Source organism: Citrobacter sp. CK189, assembly GCF_030333505.1.
In the GTDB taxonomy this organism is placed as follows: domain Bacteria; phylum Pseudomonadota; class Gammaproteobacteria; order Enterobacterales; family Enterobacteriaceae; genus Citrobacter_B; species Citrobacter_B koseri.
The window spans coordinates 51756-69908 of sequence record NZ_JAOWFV010000037.1 but is presented as its reverse complement, the minus strand read 5'-3'; the positions used below and the strand labels follow the sequence as shown (position 1 = coordinate 69908).

18 protein-coding genes are annotated in these 18153 nt (G+C 56.1%); 13 read left to right on the top strand and 5 right to left on the bottom strand.

All coding sequences use genetic code 11. The features are described from left to right. Window positions 1-216 precede the first annotated feature (216 nt). From hslO to igaA, 4 genes are all read right to left on the bottom strand, one after another. Window positions 217-1095, bottom strand: a complete 879-nt coding sequence (gene hslO / locus OGV83_RS08170; RefSeq protein WP_286463414.1) for an Hsp33 family molecular chaperone HslO — start codon at window positions 1093-1095, stop codon at window positions 217-219. A gap of 24 nt (window positions 1096-1119) precedes the next feature. Then, window positions 1120-1521: a ribosome-associated heat shock protein Hsp15 gene (gene hslR, locus OGV83_RS08165; RefSeq protein ID WP_047460684.1), complete on the bottom strand. Its 402-nt coding sequence runs from the start codon at window positions 1519-1521 to the stop codon at window positions 1120-1122. Window positions 1522-1531: 10 nt separating this feature from the next. Then, window positions 1532-2200 carry a GMP/IMP nucleotidase gene (gene yrfG, locus OGV83_RS08160; RefSeq protein WP_012135508.1) on the bottom strand — a complete coding sequence of 223 codons (669 nt, stop codon included), beginning with the start codon at window positions 2198-2200 and terminating at the stop codon, window positions 1532-1534. Window positions 2201-2281: 81 nt separating this feature from the next. Further along, window positions 2282-4414: an intracellular growth attenuator protein IgaA gene (gene igaA / locus OGV83_RS08155; RefSeq protein ID WP_286463412.1), complete on the bottom strand. Its 2133-nt coding sequence runs from the start codon at window positions 4412-4414 to the stop codon at window positions 2282-2284. Between the two features lie 322 nt (window positions 4415-4736). Between igaA and nudE the strand changes: the two genes are divergently transcribed. Next, window positions 4737-5297: an ADP compounds hydrolase NudE gene (gene nudE, locus OGV83_RS08150; RefSeq protein ID WP_012135506.1), complete on the top strand. Its 561-nt coding sequence runs from the start codon at window positions 4737-4739 to the stop codon at window positions 5295-5297. A gap of 93 nt (window positions 5298-5390) precedes the next feature. Here nudE and mrcA read toward each other — a convergent pair whose 3' ends face one another. Next, window positions 5391-7943: a peptidoglycan glycosyltransferase/peptidoglycan DD-transpeptidase MrcA gene (gene mrcA, locus OGV83_RS08145; RefSeq protein ID WP_047460696.1), complete on the bottom strand. Its 2553-nt coding sequence runs from the start codon at window positions 7941-7943 to the stop codon at window positions 5391-5393. Window positions 7944-8063: 120 nt separating this feature from the next. Between mrcA and OGV83_RS08140 the strand changes: the two genes are divergently transcribed. The 12 genes from OGV83_RS08140 (at window position 8064) to trpS (ending at window position 18098) form a co-directional block, all read left to right on the top strand. Then, window positions 8064-8843, top strand: a complete 780-nt coding sequence (locus OGV83_RS08140) for a type IV pilus biogenesis protein PilM (RefSeq protein WP_058668194.1) — start codon at window positions 8064-8066, stop codon at window positions 8841-8843. After that, entirely contained in the window at window positions 8843-9382 is a 540-nt protein-coding gene (locus OGV83_RS08135; RefSeq protein ID WP_058668193.1) for a PilN domain-containing protein, read from the top strand. Before OGV83_RS08140 ends, OGV83_RS08135 begins: the two co-directional genes overlap by 1 nt. Continuing rightward, on the top strand, window positions 9366-9836 hold the full coding sequence (locus tag OGV83_RS08130; protein WP_058668192.1) for a HofO family protein: 471 nt from the start codon (window positions 9366-9368) through the stop codon (window positions 9834-9836). Before OGV83_RS08135 ends, OGV83_RS08130 begins: the two co-directional genes overlap by 17 nt. Beyond that, window positions 9829-10230, top strand: a complete 402-nt coding sequence (locus OGV83_RS08125; protein ID WP_058668191.1) for a DUF2531 family protein — start codon at window positions 9829-9831, stop codon at window positions 10228-10230. Before OGV83_RS08130 ends, OGV83_RS08125 begins: the two co-directional genes overlap by 8 nt. Beyond that, a complete protein-coding gene (hofQ, locus tag OGV83_RS08120) occupies window positions 10142-11380 on the top strand; it encodes a DNA uptake porin HofQ (protein ID WP_230031937.1) in 1239 nt (412 codons plus the stop codon). Before OGV83_RS08125 ends, hofQ begins: the two co-directional genes overlap by 89 nt. A gap of 308 nt (window positions 11381-11688) precedes the next feature. Continuing rightward, on the top strand, window positions 11689-12210 hold the full coding sequence (gene aroK / locus OGV83_RS08115) for a shikimate kinase AroK (RefSeq protein ID WP_012135498.1): 522 nt from the start codon (window positions 11689-11691) through the stop codon (window positions 12208-12210). A 58-nt stretch (window positions 12211-12268) separates the two neighbouring features. Then, window positions 12269-13357, top strand: coding sequence for a 3-dehydroquinate synthase (gene aroB, locus OGV83_RS08110; protein ID WP_047460717.1), 1089 nt, complete (start codon window positions 12269-12271; stop codon window positions 13355-13357). Window positions 13358-13453: 96 nt separating this feature from the next. Next, complete coding sequence (gene damX, locus OGV83_RS08105) at window positions 13454-14746, top strand: cell division protein DamX (RefSeq protein WP_286463410.1); 1293 nt, start codon at window positions 13454-13456, stop codon at window positions 14744-14746. A gap of 72 nt (window positions 14747-14818) precedes the next feature. Then, window positions 14819-15655 carry an adenine-specific DNA-methyltransferase gene (gene dam, locus OGV83_RS08100; RefSeq protein ID WP_012135494.1) on the top strand — a complete coding sequence of 279 codons (837 nt, stop codon included), beginning with the start codon at window positions 14819-14821 and terminating at the stop codon, window positions 15653-15655. Window positions 15656-15672: 17 nt separating this feature from the next. Continuing rightward, window positions 15673-16350, top strand: a complete 678-nt coding sequence (gene rpe, locus OGV83_RS08095) for a ribulose-phosphate 3-epimerase (RefSeq protein WP_012135493.1) — start codon at window positions 15673-15675, stop codon at window positions 16348-16350. Further along, the gene (gph, locus tag OGV83_RS08090) at window positions 16343-17101 is read left to right on the top strand and encodes a phosphoglycolate phosphatase (protein ID WP_012135492.1); all 759 of its coding nucleotides are present in this window, start codon (window positions 16343-16345) and stop codon (window positions 17099-17101) included. Before rpe ends, gph begins: the two co-directional genes overlap by 8 nt. Continuing rightward, entirely contained in the window at window positions 17094-18098 is a 1005-nt protein-coding gene (gene trpS / locus OGV83_RS08085) for a tryptophan--tRNA ligase (RefSeq protein ID WP_012135491.1), read from the top strand. Before gph ends, trpS begins: the two co-directional genes overlap by 8 nt. Window positions 18099-18153: the final 55 nt, after the last annotated feature.

The following is an 18153-nucleotide window of genomic DNA, read 5'->3' as shown; positions in this document are numbered from 1 at the left end:
GAGTGTATTCTGCGGGAATGTTGTGAGTGTAATCGCATTCATGTAAGAAATTTACGAAACCCTTACATATAAAATATCGATTCACCACGAAGGAAAAAATGAACAAAAAGTGCGGAATTTTGCGGGGCAGGCCGGATGACGACGCGGATGCGTCTTATCTGACCTGTAAATGAGTAAGCCTGATGAGCGATTCGCCATCAGGCTTTTTACTAGTGATTAATGCACCTGCGGGTCGGCAGGGGAGGCGTTGTTGCGGATTTCCGCAATGTCCATCGCGTTGAACAGATAGTGGCTGCCGCAGTAATCGCAGTGCATATCGATCTCGCCTTCTTCCGCCAGGATGCTGTCCACTTCTTCATCCGGCAGCGTTTTCAGCGCGCCCGCACAGCGTTCACGAGAACAGGTACACTTGAACTCAACGTCCTGCGGGTCGTAGAGCGTGACTTCTTCTTCATGGTACAAACGCCACAACACATCGTTAGCCGGAAGGGTCAGCAACTCTTCGGTTTTGATGGTTCCGGTCAGCGTCGCCAGGTGATCGAAGTCGTCTGCCTGCGCGTTCTGCGCGGGCATTACCTGTAGCAGCATTCCGCCCACCGCCGGTTTGCCTTCCACCTCGCCAGTGCGGATGAACAGGCGTGTCGGCAGCTGTTCGGAACGCAGGAAGTAATCTTCCAGGCACGCCGCCAGCGTGTCGCCTTCCAGACCGACCACGCCCTGATAACGCTCGCCTTCTTCCGGTGTAATGGTGATCACCAGATAGCCGTTGCCCACCAGCGTTTTCAGATCCGCGTTTTCCGGCACTTCGCCCTGTACGCGAGCGACGCCGCGCATCTGCTGGTTGTTATTGCCGTTGATCACCGCCAGGCTCAGCGGGCCGTCGCCCTGTAGCTGCACGGTAATGTCACCGGCAAATTTCAGCGTGGCGGTCAGCAGGCTGGTGGCGACCAGCAGCTCGGCCAGCACGGTTTTTACCGGCTGCGGATAGGCGTGGTTTTCGAGGATCTGTTGCAGGGTTTCCGATACGGTCACCAGTTCGCCGCGCACGGCAAAGTTTTCAAACAGATAACGATGTAATTGGTCATGTTGCGGCATAATCATCTCTCTTGCGGGTGACAGTCACTCACTGTCGCCGTGTTTAAATCGTAACAGGTCGCGGCGCTCTTTTTTATCCGGTCGCCTGTCCGGGTGCGGCATGGTTAATGCGTTAAGTTTGCGTGCCTGCGCCATTTTTTCGCGTTTTTCCACGCTCTCCGCTGTTTCTTCATACAGCGTAACGGCTTCGCTCGCCGGACGGCGCTGCTCGGTAATGCCTTTAATGATTACCGTCCGCTCGTCGTTGCCCTGGCGCAGGGTCAGCGTCGCATTCAGCTCGACAATCTTGCCCGGCTTGCTGCGCTGCCCGTTATAGTGCACCTTACCGCCTTCAACCATTTCGCGGGCCAATGCACGGGTTTTATAAAAGCGTGCGGCCCACAGCCATTTATCCAGTCGGACCTCAATAGAGGGCTTTTCTTTCATGGCGTCTCCTTCACATCAGTGAGGGGATCAGTCGGCGGTAATCATTCAACGACGGATGGCGTGCATACTGCTTTTCTGCAATGCCGGAGTCGGGATTGGTCACGCCGAGGCAGTAACGAATGCCGAATTGGGCGGCGGCGTCGAGAATCGGTTCGCTGTCGTCGATAAACAGCGTTTTCTCTGCGCTTATTCCCGTTTCTTCAGCCACTGCGTGCCATAACCGCTGATCCTCTTTGGGATAACCAAATGTGTGGGTGGAAAGTAATAAATCAAGGTGTGATGCCAGACCGGTATGTTCCAGCTTCACCGCCAGGTTATGCGGGTGCGCGTTGGTCAGCAGAATGCGGCGTTTACCGCGGGCTTTTAACGCATCCAGAAACGGCACGGTATCTTCGCGCAGCACGGCGCGCGGCCCCTGTGCCGTCGTCATGGCGCAAATGTCCAGACCCAGCCGCTCGCTCCAGTAATCAAGACAGTACCAGTTTAGCGTATGCTGCACGGCATGATACTGCTGGCGAATATAGTCCTGGGCTTCCTGTGCAGTGATTCCCTGCTGTGCGCCATAGGTTTCCGGCACCAGTTTCTGCCAGAAATAGTTATCGAATGCCAGATCGAGCAGCGTGCCGTCCATGTCCAGCAAAACGGTATCGACGTCCTGCCAGGCAATATCAATATGCATGGGAATTCTCCAGATGAGATTGCCGCCAAACCCTGGCGGCTTTTGCCGGATATGCGCTACAGGGTAGCATACCGTGAGCTGTCAGATGAGGCTTTCCGGGGAGGCGATCAGCTTTGGATTCAGGCAGTTTTCATAATATTCCTGAATTTCCGCCATACGGGTGCGGTTACGCTGATAACGTCTGAACGCCTGAATGCCGTTGTAAGCGGCGCAGCCCAGCATGGTGAGCATCAGCAACGTCGTGCCAAGGTAGCGCCATAAACCGGAACGATCCGGGATGCGGTGCAGGCCGATGTGCTGCGTGCCGTTGGCGTCGGTGTAGACACGGGTGACGATCCCTTCGGCGCTAAACGGCGTTTGCATTAACATCTGCGCCAGGCGCTGGAATGCGCCCCACTGTTCCTGCGCGGGGTAATCGTACAGGGACATCGACGGCCACGGCTGATCAACCAGATCGCTGCCTTCATCGCTGATAATCAGGAAGCCGCCCGGCGCGGGGCTGTTAAGCGCCTGTGCGGCGCGCGCGGTTTCACGGGAGATAAACGGCGCGGTTGAGGTCGTCACCAGGTTATCGAGCGACTCCGCGCTGACAGGGCGCAGCAGAACGTTCACGCCGTCAAGTTTGCCCGCATTCGCGCGTTTGACCAGCGCGGCCCAGTTTTTGCTGTTGCCGAGGTTCACCAGCGCGTTTTTCAGGCGCACGCATTCGTCTTCGGCGGCGCACAGATCGGCGGTCTTTAATACGATGTCGCCGAAATCATCCAGCAATACCATCCCGGACTTTTGAATCGCCGAACGTAGCGACGCGCTAACGCGGGAGTCATCTTCCGGCTTCGGGTGCAGCTGGCGGTTGATGGCCTGGGTCAGCGCCGTGGCTTTGTTGACGAGATCGGACTCGGGCAGCGGCAGCGTCCGCGCGTCGTTCCAGATGATTTGCGAGCAATCAAACGGCATAAAAGGGGAGTTCGGCTGCGCAGTCCAGCTGCCAGACTGATGGATATTACACATGCCTTTGCCGCTCAGATGCAGCGTATCGCCCACGCGAACTCCGGCGTCGTGGAGCTGTTTAACGCTGGTGGCCTCAATGGTTTGCGCGCCTTTCATCCACGACAAAGTGAATTTGAACGGCATATCCAGCGGGATCCAAAAGAGCAGCATAAACAGCACCAGCAGCGATCCGCCCGCAATAACGGCGCTACGCAGCCAGTGTTGCAACGGGAAATTTTTCACCTCGTCATGCAGGGAGAGAAAACGCCCTTGCCGCGCGACGTGGCGATCCAGATAGATATCAATATCCGTTTGCTGCCCGAGATCCTGTGCGATATAGGGTTGCCAGTGGGCAGGGTAAATCAGGTCAATAATCCCCAGCGAAATATTGTTGATCTGCTCCTGATCGTTTTCGCCAAACAGCCCCCAGCGACGCGGGGTTCCCCGCAGGCAGTGAATCTCCCGCAGCGAGGTTTTAGATGGCGGAGCGAACAGCCCCCAGAGACCTGCGGCGAGCAGCAGAATTGCGCCACCCGCAATCCACGGCACGAAGACATCCGGCGTAATTAAGCAACAGAAGAACAGCAGGAATGAGGCCACAATCAGCGATGCTTCGCGCAGCCCCGCGGGGCGGCTGAGCGCATACTCTTCGTGAGTTTCCTGACGAATGTTCAGCAGTTCAATTTGCTCGCTCTCTTCGCCACGAATCGACGCCTGGGTGGAGGAGGTATGCTGTAGCGCATAGCCGCGCGTCTCCTGCATGTACTCCTGCAACGTGTGGCCGTTAAGCGAGATGACCAAAGGAAGCGTATCGGTATGGATCAGCTCAACGTTATTTTCGTCATTGATGTACTGTTCCCAGAACGGCGGCAAATGAACCTCAACGGAATCAAGGTAATATCGCCATTTATTGGGATCGTCGGTCGTAATGCCGTAACGCGTAATGGAATGGGTCAGAATAATGACGTTATTACTCTGGGCATTCAGCGTTAACGACACGGGAGCGGTGCTGGCGCCTGTCGGCCCCGGCACCTGCTGAATCTGACTGAGGTTGTCGAGATAGTTTTCAACCGCACTGCGCTCTTCCGGCGTTAGCTTGCGCGTCGCGGCGTCTGAAAAGGCGCTGATCCAGGGCAGATTCTGCCGCCTGGCTCTTACTCTGAGTAGCCATCCTGCCAGTAGAGAGCAGGCCAGCAAAGCAGCTAAGAAAATCAAAATGGTGCTCATGCTTTCCCCATCTTACTAAGTCTGTCAGGCGTGGTCAGTCGCACCCTGTCGAATAAATGTGATGCTGTGGTTGGCTATCGGCAAGCGTGGAGTTGAACTTGAGCATTTTTACGCGCATCCCAGTGAACGCGGATCATAGCAAACACACCAAAAGCGGAATATCAGCAAATTCCTGGAGTTATTTCAACCTATTGACTTTTAATTTTAAATGGGAATTAATTTTTACTACGTTACATAAATGTAAATAAACGGCAATTCACATTGCCGAAACCGTGCTGTATATCGCACAATGGCACCAGATTTCACTGCATAGATTCTCACGATGAGCAAATCATTACAAAAACCCACCATTTTGAAAGTTGAAACTGTCGCGAAATCCCGGCTGTTTAACGTCGAAAGTGTGGATCTCGAATTCAGCAACGGCGTGCGCCGCGTCTATGAGCGTATGCGTCCGTCCACTCGTGAAGCGGTAATGATTGTGCCGATCGTAGACGATCACCTGATTCTGATCCGTGAATATGCCGTGGGCACGGAGTCTTATGAGCTGGGGTTCTCCAAAGGGTTGATCGACCCTGGCGAAACCGTTTTTGAAGCGGCGAACCGGGAACTGAAAGAAGAAGTTGGGTTTGGCGCGAACGATCTGACGTTCCTCAAAAAGCTCAGTATGGCGCCGTCCTATTTTTCCAGCAAAATGAACATTGTGATAGCGGAAGACCTCTATCCTGAATCACTGGAAGGCGACGAGCCGGAACCGCTGCCGCAGGTGCGCTGGCCGCTGACGCATTTAATGGATCTGCTGGAAGAACCGGATTTCAGTGAAGCGCGAAACGTCAGCGCGCTGTTCCTGGTCCGTGAGTGGCTGAAGGGGCAGGGGCGGTTGTAATTTATATTGCCGGATGGCGGCTGACGTTTTACCTGGCCTACAACAAAACGTAGGCCGGATAAGACGTCTCAGGCGTCGCCATCCGGCAAAAGATCAAAACAGTTCGTGTGTCTCACCGTTATCGATAATGGTGGTGCCCACCTCATGCACTGCCTGCTGCGTTGGCTGAGTGCCTTCGATAAAGTATTCCGCGCGGCTGTTACCGCCGTTTGCCAGTTGCCCGGTGCTTCTGTCGATATTGATCGTCACGATGCCCGGAGGCGGCGTCAGCGGCTCTTCAGGAACCCCTTCCAGCACGGCTTTCATGTAAGCATCCCATGCGGGTTGCGCACTTTTCGCGCCGCCTTCGTAACCAGAAATCTGGTCTTTGATCGCCCCGGACGCGGTAGTGCGCCCCAGATCGCGACGGTGATCGTCAAAGCCGATCCACACGGAAGTCACCACGCCCGGGCCGTAACCGGAGAACCAGGCATCTTTCGAGCTGTTGGTTGTCCCGGTTTTTCCGCCGATATCATGACGTTGCAGGTCGCGACCCGCGCGCCAGCCGGTGCCCATCCAGCCGGGTTCGCCGAAGATGTTGCTGTTCAGCGCGCTCTTAATCAGGAAGGCCAGCGGCGTGTTGATCACATGCGGAGCATATTCCTGCATTCCGCTTTGCGCCACTAACGCCTGGTTAGCCTGCTCCAGTTTTGGCATTGGCACGGTGGCGTTTTGCTGCTCCTGAGAGATGGCGACATCTTCAACGTTATTGTTTTCCAGCACGTTGGATTTCTGGGTATCACCGTAAATGACCGGGATATCGCAATCCGGGCAGGCGATTTTCGGCTTCGCTTCGAAGATCACGCCGCCCTGGTCGGTCTCTATCTTGCTGATGAAATACGGATCTACCAGGAAGCCGCCGTTAGACATTACCGCATAACCGCGCGCCACCTGCATTGGGGTGAAAGACGCGGAGCCCAGCGCCAGCGATTCGGTATGCACGATGTTCTGCGCCGGGAAACCGAAGCGTTGCAGATATTCTGCGGCGTAATCCACGCCCATCGCGCGCATCGCCCGCACCATCACCACGTTTTTCGACTGACCCAGACCCTGACGTAAGCGGATTGGCCCGGCATACTGCGGCGGGGAGTTTTTTGGCCGCCAGTCGGAACCGGCGCCTGCGTCCCAGCGGGAAATCGGCACGTCGTTCAGCATACTCGCCAGCGTCAGACCTTTATCCATCGCGGCGGTATAGAGGAACGGTTTGATGTTCGACCCGACCTGACGCAGCGCCTGCGTGGCGCGGTTGAATTTACTCTGGTTGAAGTCAAAACCGCCGACCAGCGCCAGAACCGCGCCGTTTTGCGGGTTGATGGAAACCAGCGCCGAGTTCACATCCGGGACTTGCGCCAGCCACCAGGCATCACCCATCTGGCGAACCCAGATTTGTTGGCCTGTCTGTACGGCGTCAGTCACTTTACGCGGCGTCGGGCCCTGTTGGGTATCCGAACGGTAAGGGCGCGCCCAGCGTACGCCTTCCATCCGCAGCGACACGGAGGTGCCATCCGCGAGCATCGCGGTGGCTTCCTGCGGATTCGCGCCGGTAATGACGGCAGGCAGCAACGGCCCGTAGGTTGGCAGGGCTTTCAGCGTGTCGGTGATTTTTTTGTTGTCCCAGGCGGTTTCGCCTACTTTCCACAGCACGTTCGACGGGCCGCGATAGCCGTGGCGCATGTCGTAGTCCAGCACGTTGTTACGCACGGCTTGCTGTGCCGCCTGCTGAACTTTGCGGGTGATTGTGGTGTAGATGCGATACCCGTCTTCATAGGCGCTTTCGCCATAACGGCTGTACATTTCCTGGCGCACCATTTCCGACAGATACGGCGCTGAGAACGCGATTTCCGGCGCATGGTAATTGGCGTCAATCGCTTCGCCGCGCGCCTGATCGTACTGCGCCTGGGTGATGTAGCCTTCGCTCAACATACGAGACAGCACCACGTTACGACGCGCCGTCGCCCGATCCATCGAGTAGAGCGGGTTAAATGTGGAAGGGGCTTTCGGCAGACCGGCAATCACCGCCATTTCGCTCAGGGTGAGCTGATCGACCGTCTTACCGAAATAGACCTGCGCCGCCGCGCCGACGCCGTAGGCACGGTAGCCGAGGTAGATCTTGTTCAGGTAAAGTTCGAGGATCTCATCTTTGCTCAGCATCTGCTCAATGCGGATTGCCAGGAACGCTTCCTTAATTTTACGCATCAGCGTGCGTTCCGGGCTCAGGAAGAAGTTTCTCGCCAACTGCTGGGTGATGGTACTTGCCCCCTGTGAGGCATGGCCTGAGAACAGCGCGACGCTGGCCGCACGGAAGATCCCTACCGGATCGACGCCATGATGCTCGTAAAAGCGGCTGTCTTCCGTAGCGATAAAGGCTTTAACCATTTCCGGCGGCATCTGGTCAAGCGTGACCGGGATACGACGTTTCTCGCCATACTGCGCGATCAGCTCGCCATCCGCGCTGTAAACCTGCATCGGAATCTGCAAACGCACGTCTTTTAAGGTCGCGACGTCAGGTAGTTGCGGCTCGATATAGCGGTAGAGGCCATAAATCGAGCCTGCTCCCAGCAGGATGCAACATACTGCAAGGATCAATAAATACTTTACGAACTTCACTGGAGATTTCCCATTTAGTGTCATTTGGGCAGTTTATAAACAAACGCGCGGTAGTATAAAGGCAAGCCAGACGCATTGATATACCCGTAAGAGCGACCATTGATAAGGAGATCATAAGCAATGGCTTTCAGGTTCTGGCAAATTGGCCTTCATATTCAGCAGCATGAGGCGCTGGCTGTCGCCGTGGTTCGCGGCGCGTCAGGCTGGTCTTTACAACGCTGGTGGCGGGTGCCGCTGGCGGAACGTACCTTCGTTGACGGGCATCTTCGCGAGCCTGAACAGCTCGTCGATGCGCTGCTTCCGTGGCGTCGTTCGCTTCCTCACCGGCATCATATTTATCTCTCTTTCCCTGCCAGCCGGACGCTGCAAAAGCATTTTCCGCGCCCGGAAATGGCGCTGCGCGAACGTGAACAAACGGCGTGGCTGACCGGCGCGATGGCGCGTGAGCTGGATATGCCCCCCGACGCCCTGCGCTTTGACTATCGCGAAGATACCCTGACTCCGGCATTTAACGTGACCGCCGCCCAAAGCAAGGAGGTGACGACCTTATTAACGCTGGCGCAAAAACTGAAAATGCAGGTGACGGCGATTACGCCGGATGCCTGCGCATTACAGCGCTTTATTCCTTATCTGCTGGCGCACCAGCAGTGTCTGGCCTGGCGTGACGAAGAACAGTGGCTGTGGGCGACGCGCTATGCGTGGGGACGAAAACCGCTACAAGAGGTGGCCTGCGCCGACAGTCTTGCCGCGACGTTGTCCATTGCGCCGGAAAGTCTGACGGTGTGCGGCGCGGGCGGCTTCGAACCCTGGTGCGCGGTTGCCATTCGCCAGCCTCCCGTTCCGCCGGAAGGCCATACCTTTGCCATCGCGCTGGGATTAGCAATGGGGGCGCCGCGCTGATGAGTTATCCGGTCAACTTTTTGCCCTGGCGTCAGTCCCGGCGGCGCGAATGTCTGCGATTCTGGAGCGTTATGTTCAGCGGTTCACTGCTGCTGACCATTGCGCTGGCGTACATCCATGAGGTTACGCTCACGGCGCAAAAGCGGGTGGATGCGCAGTGGCCGATCGCAGAAAAAGAGCGTGCCGCCGCGCTGCTGGCGATCCAACCCCGCTTACAGCAGCGGCAGACCGCGTGGCAGCGAGCGTTGCAGCGGCAAACGGAATATGAGCAGACGCGGCGCTGGCAGAGCGTGCTGGAAGGGATGGCGGCGCTGTTGCCCGAGCAGGCGTGGCTAACCCGGTTATCCTGGCAGCAGGGAACGCTGGAACTTGAGGGATACGCGACGACATTTCTCGCGTTAAACACGCTGGAAACCGCGCTGCGTCGTCATCCTGATTTCCCGTTAGCCGGGAGTGGGGCAACGCAGCAGGATGCGCAGGGACGCTGGCAATTTCATTACCGGTTAAAAAGGAGCCTCGCAGATGGCCGCGCTTTTTGATCTCTGGTGCGGGTTATTGCCGCGAACCCGCCTCTTCTGCTGGTTAGGCTGGAGCCTGGGGCTGGGATTACTGGCGTGTTTATGCGCGTTTTCTTCGGGCGCGCAGCAACAGGAGCGGCAACGAACGGCGCTGGCGCAACAGCGGGCGGCTATCGACCGGCAGTGGCGAAGCCTGCGCCAGATCGCCGCATCAATGGATATGTCTCGTTTAGCGTCGGCCAGCAAGCGCGTGCCTTTTTCCCCTCTGGATTTTCAGCGCTCTCCGGTACGCCTTCTTCACTGGCAGCCTTCCGCGCAGGGAGGCGAGCTGGCGCTGGCATCCTCCTGGGAGGCGGTTCCGCAACTGTTCAGTCGGCTGGCGGAGCGTGGCATGCGCATTAACCGCTTTTCGCTTGTTCCGCAGGAGACGGAGCTGCTGTTGACGCTACAGCTGGAGCGGCTGACTGATGACTAAGCGCTGGCTGTTGATCTGTAGCTGCCTGCTGATGCTGACCGGAATGCGCGACCCCTTCAAACCGCCGGAGGACCGATGCCGGATCGCTGAACTGCCGATGTGGCGTTACCAGGGCGTGGTGAGTCAGGGAGAGCGCCTGACTGGCATTCTCAAAGACAGCCAGCAGAAGTGGCGGCGCGTCGAACAATATCAGGTGCTGGAGAACGGCTGGACGATTTCCCGACTGACGGCAGACAGCATAACGCTTGAGACCGGTAAAGGCTGTGAACCATCGCAGTGGCGGTGGCAACGACAAGGAGAAGTGAATGAAGCGATGGATAGCCGCAGCGTTGATCGCCGTGATGCCCGCCGTACAGGCGGGGAAAGCGCAAAACGTGACGCTGGTGGTGGATGATGTTCCTGTTGTTCAGGTATTGCAGGCGCTTGCCGCGCAGGAGAAGAAGAATCTGGTGGTCTCGCCTGACGTCAGCGGTTCGCTGTCGCTGAGTCTGACGGATGTGCCGTGGAAGCAGGCGGTGCAGACGGTCATAAAAAGCGCCGGGCTGGTGCTGCGCCAGGAGGGGAATATTCTGCATGTTCACTCGGTTCACTGGCAAAACGAAAACGCCGCGCGGCAGGAGGCCGAGCAGACAAGGCTGCGGGCCAACTTACCGCTGGAGGATCGCAGTATTTCTCTGCAATACGCCGATGCCTCCGAACTGGCAAAAGCGGGAGAAAAGCTGCTGAGCGCCAAAGGCAGTATGACGGTAGATAAGCGCACCAACCGGTTATTGCTTCGGGATAACAACGCCGCGCTGGCGGCGCTGGAAAAGTGGGCGGCGCAAATGGATCTCCCCGTTGAGCAGGTTGAACTGGCGGCGCATATCGTCACCATAAATGAAAAAAGCCTGCGTGAGCTGGGGGTAAAGTGGACGCTGGCGGACGCGCAACAGGCCGGGTCGCCAGGGCAGGTGACGTCGCTTGCCAGCGATCTGTCCGTCGCGGCCGCCACGTCTCGCGTCGGGTTTAACATCGGGCGCATCAACGGTCGCTTGTTGGATCTTGAGCTTTCCGCCCTGGAGCAGAAGCAGCAACTTGATATTATCGCCAGCCCACGACTGCTGGCTTCGCACCTGCAACCTGCCAGTATTAAGCAGGGGAGCGAAATCCCGTATCAGGTCTCCAGCGGCGAGAGCGGGGCGACGTCCGTGGAGTTTAAAGAAGCGGTGCTGGGGATGGAGGTGACGCCCACCGTTTTGCCGAAGGGGCGCATTCGTCTGAAGCTTCACATCAGCCAGAACGTTCCCGGTCAGGTGCTACAGCAGGCGGATGGCGAAGTGCTGGCGATCGATAAGCAGGAGATCGACACACAGGTCGAGGTTAAAAGCGGCGAAACGCTGGCGCTGGGCGGCATCTTTTCGCGCAAGAACAAATCCGCTAAAGATAGCGTCCCGCTGTTAGGCGATATCCCCTGGCTTGGTTCCCTTTTCAGCCATGATGGAAAAGAGAACGAGCGGCGCGAACTGGTGGTGTTCATTACCCCCAGACTGGTTGCGGCAGAATAATTTATGCCTGAAATCGCGCTGTTTTTGCACTGAACACGTTTCAGGGATTTGACGTGGGGGTGTATTTAGCATACAAGGAGTACCGATTTGAGAGTTGGTTCTTCTCGTCGCTATCCGGCGACGCTGCCTCCGGGGTTGTCTACAATATGTCTTGGTAATTTATTCAGTTGCCAAACCCGTTGGAGTATTGAGATAATTTTCAGTCTGACTCTCGCAATATCTTATGAGGTTTCAGTTCATGTCCTGCTGCGCAAGGTGTCTGCGACGCGGGTTTATCATTAACGAATTGTCTTAGTAGTACCGAAAAAATGGCAGAGAAACGCAATATCTTTCTGGTTGGGCCTATGGGTGCCGGAAAAAGCACTATTGGGCGCCAGTTAGCTCAACAACTCAATATGGAATTTTACGATTCTGATCAAGAGATTGAGAAACGAACCGGAGCTGATGTGGGCTGGGTCTTCGATGTAGAAGGTGAAGACGGCTTCCGTGATCGCGAAGAAAAAGTCATCAACGAGTTGACGGAAAAACAGGGTATTGTGCTGGCAACCGGCGGTGGCTCTGTAAAATCACGTGAAACGCGTAACCGTCTCTCCGCGCGTGGCGTCGTGGTGTATCTTGAAACGACAATCGAAAAACAACTTGCGCGTACGCAGCGCGACAAGAAACGCCCGCTGTTGCAGGTAGAAGCTCCGCCTCGTGAAGTTCTGGAAGCGTTGGCCAACGAACGCAATCCTCTGTATGAAGAGATTGCCGACGTGACCATTCGTACCGACGATCAGAGCGCTAAGGTCGTGGCAAACCAGATTATTCATATGCTGGAAAGCAACTGATTCTGGCTTAATACATACTCGGTAAGCGGGTACAAGTAACTAAGGTGGATGTCGCGTCATGGAGAGGATTACAGTTACTCTCGGGGAACGTAGTTACCCTATCACCATCGCGGCTGGTTTGTTTAACGAACCAGCTTCATTCTTACCGCTGAAATCGGGCGATCAGGTTATGTTGGTGACCAACGAAACCCTGGCTCCCCTTTACCTTGATAAGATCCGTAGCGTACTTGAACAGGCGGGGGTTAACGTAGATAGCGTTATCCTGCCCGATGGCGAAAAGTATAAAAGCCTGACGGTACTTGATACGGTTTTCACCGCGTTACTGCAAAAACCGCACGGTCGCGATACCACGCTGGTTGCCCTCGGCGGCGGCGTGATTGGCGACCTTACCGGTTTCGCCGCCGCCAGCTATCAGCGTGGCGTGCGCTTTATCCAGGTCCCGACGACATTGCTGTCGCAGGTCGACTCCTCCGTAGGCGGGAAAACCGCTGTAAACCATCCCCTCGGCAAGAACATGATCGGCGCGTTCTACCAGCCTGCTTCTGTGGTGGTGGATCTCGACTGTCTGAAAACGCTTCCTGCGCGTGAGCTGGCATCGGGTCTGGCGGAAGTGATCAAATACGGCATCATTCTTGACGGTGAATTTTTCACCTGGCTTGAGGACAATCTGGACGCGTTATTACGTCTGGAAGGTCCGGCAATGGCGTACTGTATCCGCCGTTGTTGTGAGCTGAAAGCCGAAGTTGTCGCAGCAGACGAGCGCGAAACGGGCTTACGTGCTTTACTGAATCTGGGACATACCTTTGGTCATGCCATTGAAGCTGAAATGGGTTATGGCAATTGGTTACACGGTGAAGCCGTCGCTGCTGGTATGGTGATGGCGGCGCGCACGTCAGAGCGTCTCGGTCAGTTTAGCGCTGCGGATACGCAACGCATTATTACGCTGCTCCAGCGCGCAGGTCTGCCTGTACACGGGCCGCGTGAGATGTCTGCTCAGGCGTATTTGCCACACATGCTGCGCGATAAGAAAGTCCTGGCGGGCGAAATGCGCTTAGTGCTCCCGCTGGCGATAGGGAAAAGTGAAGTACGCGGCGGAGTGCCGCACGAAATCGTTCTCAGCGCTATTGCTGACTGTCAGCAGGCGTAACAACAAGAAAGGTCGGACTGATACTGCACGGTATTGGTCATTTAAATTCAGGTTAACTGCAACGTCGTAAGCATTAACCTTTGAGTGGGGTGTTAAATGGATGAATTCAAACCAGAAGACGAGCTGAAACCCGATCCCAGCGATCGTCGTACTGGTCGTACTCGTCAATCTTCTGAACGCGATAATGATCCACAGATCAATTTCGATGACGTCGACCTGGATACGGACGATCGTCGTCCAGGGCGTGCGCGAAAGGCGCGTGAGGAAGAGCAGTACAGCGAAGACGATTATGAATCCGATGATGCAGTGGATGAAGAGCGCGTAGAACGTCGTCCCCGCAAACGTAAGAAAGCCGCCAGCAAACCCGCTTCCCGTCAATACATCATGATGGGTGTCGGCGTTCTGGTGTTGCTGCTGCTGATCATCGGTATTGGTTCCGCGCTGAAAGCCCCTTCACCCTCCTCTTCCAGCGATCAAACGGCGTCTGCCGAGAAGAACATCGATCTTTCCGGCAATAACGCGACCGATCAGGCGAGCGCCACGCAGCCTGCGCCAGACGCTGAACAGACCGCCGGAAACACGCAGCAGGATGTTTCTCTGCCGCCGATCGCCTCAACGCCAACGCAGGGTCAGGCGCCTGCCGCGACCGAAGGCCAGCAGCGTGTGGAAGTTCAGGGCGATCTGAACAATGCGCTGACCCAGCCGCAGGGCCAGGAACAGGTTAACAATGTGGTGGCGAACTCCACGCTGCCGACGGAACCTGCCACCGTTGCGCCAATCCGCAACGGCAATGCGCCGCGTCAGACGGCGACGACGCAATCGGGCGAGCGTCAGGCCACTACGCGCCCGGAACGTAAGCAGGTTGTGATTGAGCCGAAGAAACCGCAGACCACCGCGAAAGCGACGCCAGCGGAACCGAAGCCGACCACGCAGACGAAACGTAGCGAACCTGCCGCGCCGGTCGCGACGACGAAAGCGCCAGCAACTTCCGCGCCAGCGGCAACGACCGCGCCGAAAGCCACCGCCAGCACTGCGCCTGCACAAACCGCAGCGCCAGCGCAAACCACAGCGGCAGCCGGCAGTGCGGCTGGTACGAAAAGCACAGGTAACGTGGGTTCGCTGAAGTCTGCGCCTTCCAGCCATTACACCCTGCAACTCAGCAGTTCTTCTAACTACGACAACCTGAACGGTTGGGCGAAGAAAGAAAACCTGAAAAACTATGTGGTGTATCAGACGACGCGTAACGGTCAGCCGTGGTATGTTCTGGTAACGGGTGTGTATGCGTCTAAAGATGATGCCAAACGTGCGGTGTCTACGTTGCCAGCCGATGTGCAGGCGAAAAACCCGTGGGCAAAACCGTTGCATCAGGTGCAGGCCGATCTGAAGTAATAGTCATGTTAAAGCGCAGGATGCTGTCGGAGCTTTCTCCACAGCCGGAGAAGGTGTAATTAGTTAGTCAGCATGAAAAAGAATCGCGCTTTTCTGAAGTGGGCAGGGGGGAAATACCCCCTGCTTGATGACATCAAACGGCATTTACCGAAAGGTGAATGTCTGGTTGAGCCCTTTGTGGGTGCCGGGTCGGTGTTTCTTAACACCGACTTTTCTCGTTATATTCTTGCCGATATTAATAGTGACCTTATCAGCCTCTATAACATCGTGAAGTCGCGTACTGAAGAGTATGTGCGGGCTTCCCGCGAGCTGTTTACGCCTGAGACGAATCAGGCCGAGGTTTACTATCAACTCCGTGAAGAGTTCAATACGAGCCGGGAGCCGTTCCGTCGCGCGGTCCTGTTCTTATACCTGAACCGCTATGGTTACAATGGCCTGTGCCGCTATAACTTGCGTGGGGAGTTTAACGTGCCGTTTGGCCGTTACAAAAAGCCCTACTTCCCGGAGACGGAGTTGTACCATTTTGCCAAAAAAGCGCAGAATGCAGAGTTTCATTGCCTTTCGTATGAAGAGTGTATGGATCGTGCTGATAGCAATTCTGTGGTCTATTGCGATCCGCCTTACGCACCGCTTTCTGCGACGGCGAATTTCACCGCTTATCATACCAATAGCTTCAGCCCAAAAGAGCAGGCGCGCCTGGCGGAGATGGCAGAAAAGCTGGTCAGCAAGCGGATCCCGGTGTTAATTTCGAACCATGACACGCCCGATACCCGCGAGTGGTACAAAGCGGCGAAACATTTTCAGGTCAAAGTGCGTCGCAGTATAAGCAGCAATGGCGGCACACGTAAAAAGGTGGACGAACTGCTGGCTCTGTACCAACCAGGAGTCGTAACGCCTGCGAAAAAATAATTCTCAAGGAGAAGCGGATGAAACAGTATTTGATTGCCCCCTCAATTCTGTCGGCTGATTTTGCCCGCCTGGGTGAGGACACCGCGAAAGTGCTGGCTGCTGGTGCGGATGTCGTGCATTTTGACGTCATGGACAACCACTATGTGCCGAACCTGACCATCGGCCCGATGGTGCTGAAATCCCTGCGCAAATACGGTATTACCGCCCCCATCGACGTGCATTTGATGGTGAAGCCGGTTGACCGCATCGTGCCGGATTTCGCCGCAGCGGGCGCCAGCATCATTACGTTTCATCCCGAAGCCTCCGAGCATGTCGATCGTACCTTGCAGCTGATTAAAGAAAACGGCTGTAAAGCGGGGCTGGTGTTTAACCCGGCCACGCCGCTGAGTTATCTGGATTACGTGATGGATAAGCTGGATGTGATCCTGCTGATGTCCGTTAACCCGGGTTTTGGCGGCCAGTCTTTTATTCCGCACACGCTGGAGAAGCTGCGTGAAGTGCGCCGTCGTATTGATGAGTCAGGTTATGACATTCGCCTGGAAGTGGACGGCGGCGTCAAGGTGAACAACATCGGCGAAATCGCCGCGGCGGGCGCAGACATGTTTGTGGCAGGCTCCGCGATTTTCGACCAACCAGACTACAAAAAAGTCATTGATGAAATGCGCAGTGAACTGGCAAAGGTAAGTCATGGATAAATTGCAGGATATTCGGGGTGTCGCCTTTGACCTCGACGGCACGCTGGTTGACAGCGCGCCGGGATTAGCCGCTGCGGTAGATATGGCGTTATACGCGCTGGAACTGCCTACCGCTGGCGAAGATCGCGTAATTACCTGGATTGGTAACGGCGCGGATGTATTGATGGAGCGTGCGCTCGCCTGGGCTCGACAGGAACGCGCTACGTTACGTAAAACAATGGGCAAACCGCCTGTTGATGATGAGATCCCCGCCGAGGAGCAGGTGCGTATTTTGCGTAAGCTGTTCGACCGCTACTATGGCGATGTGGCGGAAGAAGGGACGTTCCTGTTCCCGCACGTAGCCGATACGCTGGGCGCGCTGCATGCCAAAGGGCTGCCGCTTGGACTGGTGACCAATAAGCCGACGCCGTTTGTGGCGCCGCTGCTTGAAGCGCTGGATATCGCCAAATACTTTAGCGTGGTTATTGGCGGCGACGATGTGCAGAACAAAAAGCCGCATCCCGATCCGCTGCTGCTGGTGGCAAAGCGGATGGGCGTCGCGCCTGAACAGATGCTCTTTGTGGGCGATTCGCGTAACGACATTCAGGCTGCAAAAGCGGCTGGCTGCCCGTCGGTCGGCCTCACGTACGGCTACAACTATGGCGAATCAATCGCTCTTAGCCAGCCGGATGTGATTTACGACACTATTAATGACCTTCTGCCCGCTCTCGGGCTTCCGCATAGCGAAAATCAGGAATCGAAAAATGACTAAGCCCATCGTTTTTAGTGGCGCACAGCCCTCAGGTGAATTGACCATTGGCAACTATATGGGTGCGCTGCGTCAGTGGGTGAACATGCAGGATGACTATCATTGCATTTACTGCATCGTTGACCAGCATGCGATCACCGTGCGTCAGGATGCACAGCAGTTGCGTAAAGCGACGCTGGATACGCTGGCGCTCTACCTGGCGTGTGGTATCGATCCTGAGAAAAGTACCATCTTTGTTCAGTCCCATGTGCCGGAGCACGCGCAGCTGGGCTGGGCGCTGAACTGCTACACCTATTTCGGCGAACTGAGCCGGATGACCCAGTTCAAAGACAAATCCGCGCGCTATGCCGAGAACATCAACGCCGGTCTGTTTGATTACCCGGTTCTGATGGCGGCAGACATTTTGCTGTATCAAACGAATCAGGTGCCGGTGGGTGAAGATCAGAAACAGCATCTGGAATTGAGCCGCGACATCGCGCAGCGTTTTAACGCGCTGTATGGCGATATCTTTAACGTTCCTGAGCCGTTTATTCCAAAATCCGGCGCGCGCGTGATGTCACTGCTGGAACCGACCAAAAAGATGTCCAAGTCGGACGATAACCGTAACAACGTCATCGGCCTGCTGGAAGACCCGAAATCGGTGGTGAAAAAAATCAAACGTGCGGTGACGGATTCCGACGAGCCGCCGGTAGTGCGCTACGACATCCAGAATAAAGCGGGGGTGTCTAACCTGCTGGATATCCTCTCCGCCGTAACCGGCCAGAGCATCCCTGAGCTGGAGCAGCATTTCGAAGGCAAGATGTATGGTCATCTGAAAGGTGAAGTGGCTGAAGCCGTTTCCGGTATGCTGACCGAGTTGCAGGAGCGTTATCATCGCTTCCGCAGTGACGAAGCCTTCTTGCAGAAAGTGATGAAAGAAGGGGCGGAAAAAGCCAGCGCCCGTGCTTCCGAAACGCTGAAAGCGGTCTACGAAGCGATTGGCTTTGTTGCCAAGCCGTAATGCGCACCGCGCCGTAGGCCAGATAAGGCGTTTACGCCGCCACCCGGCGTAAACA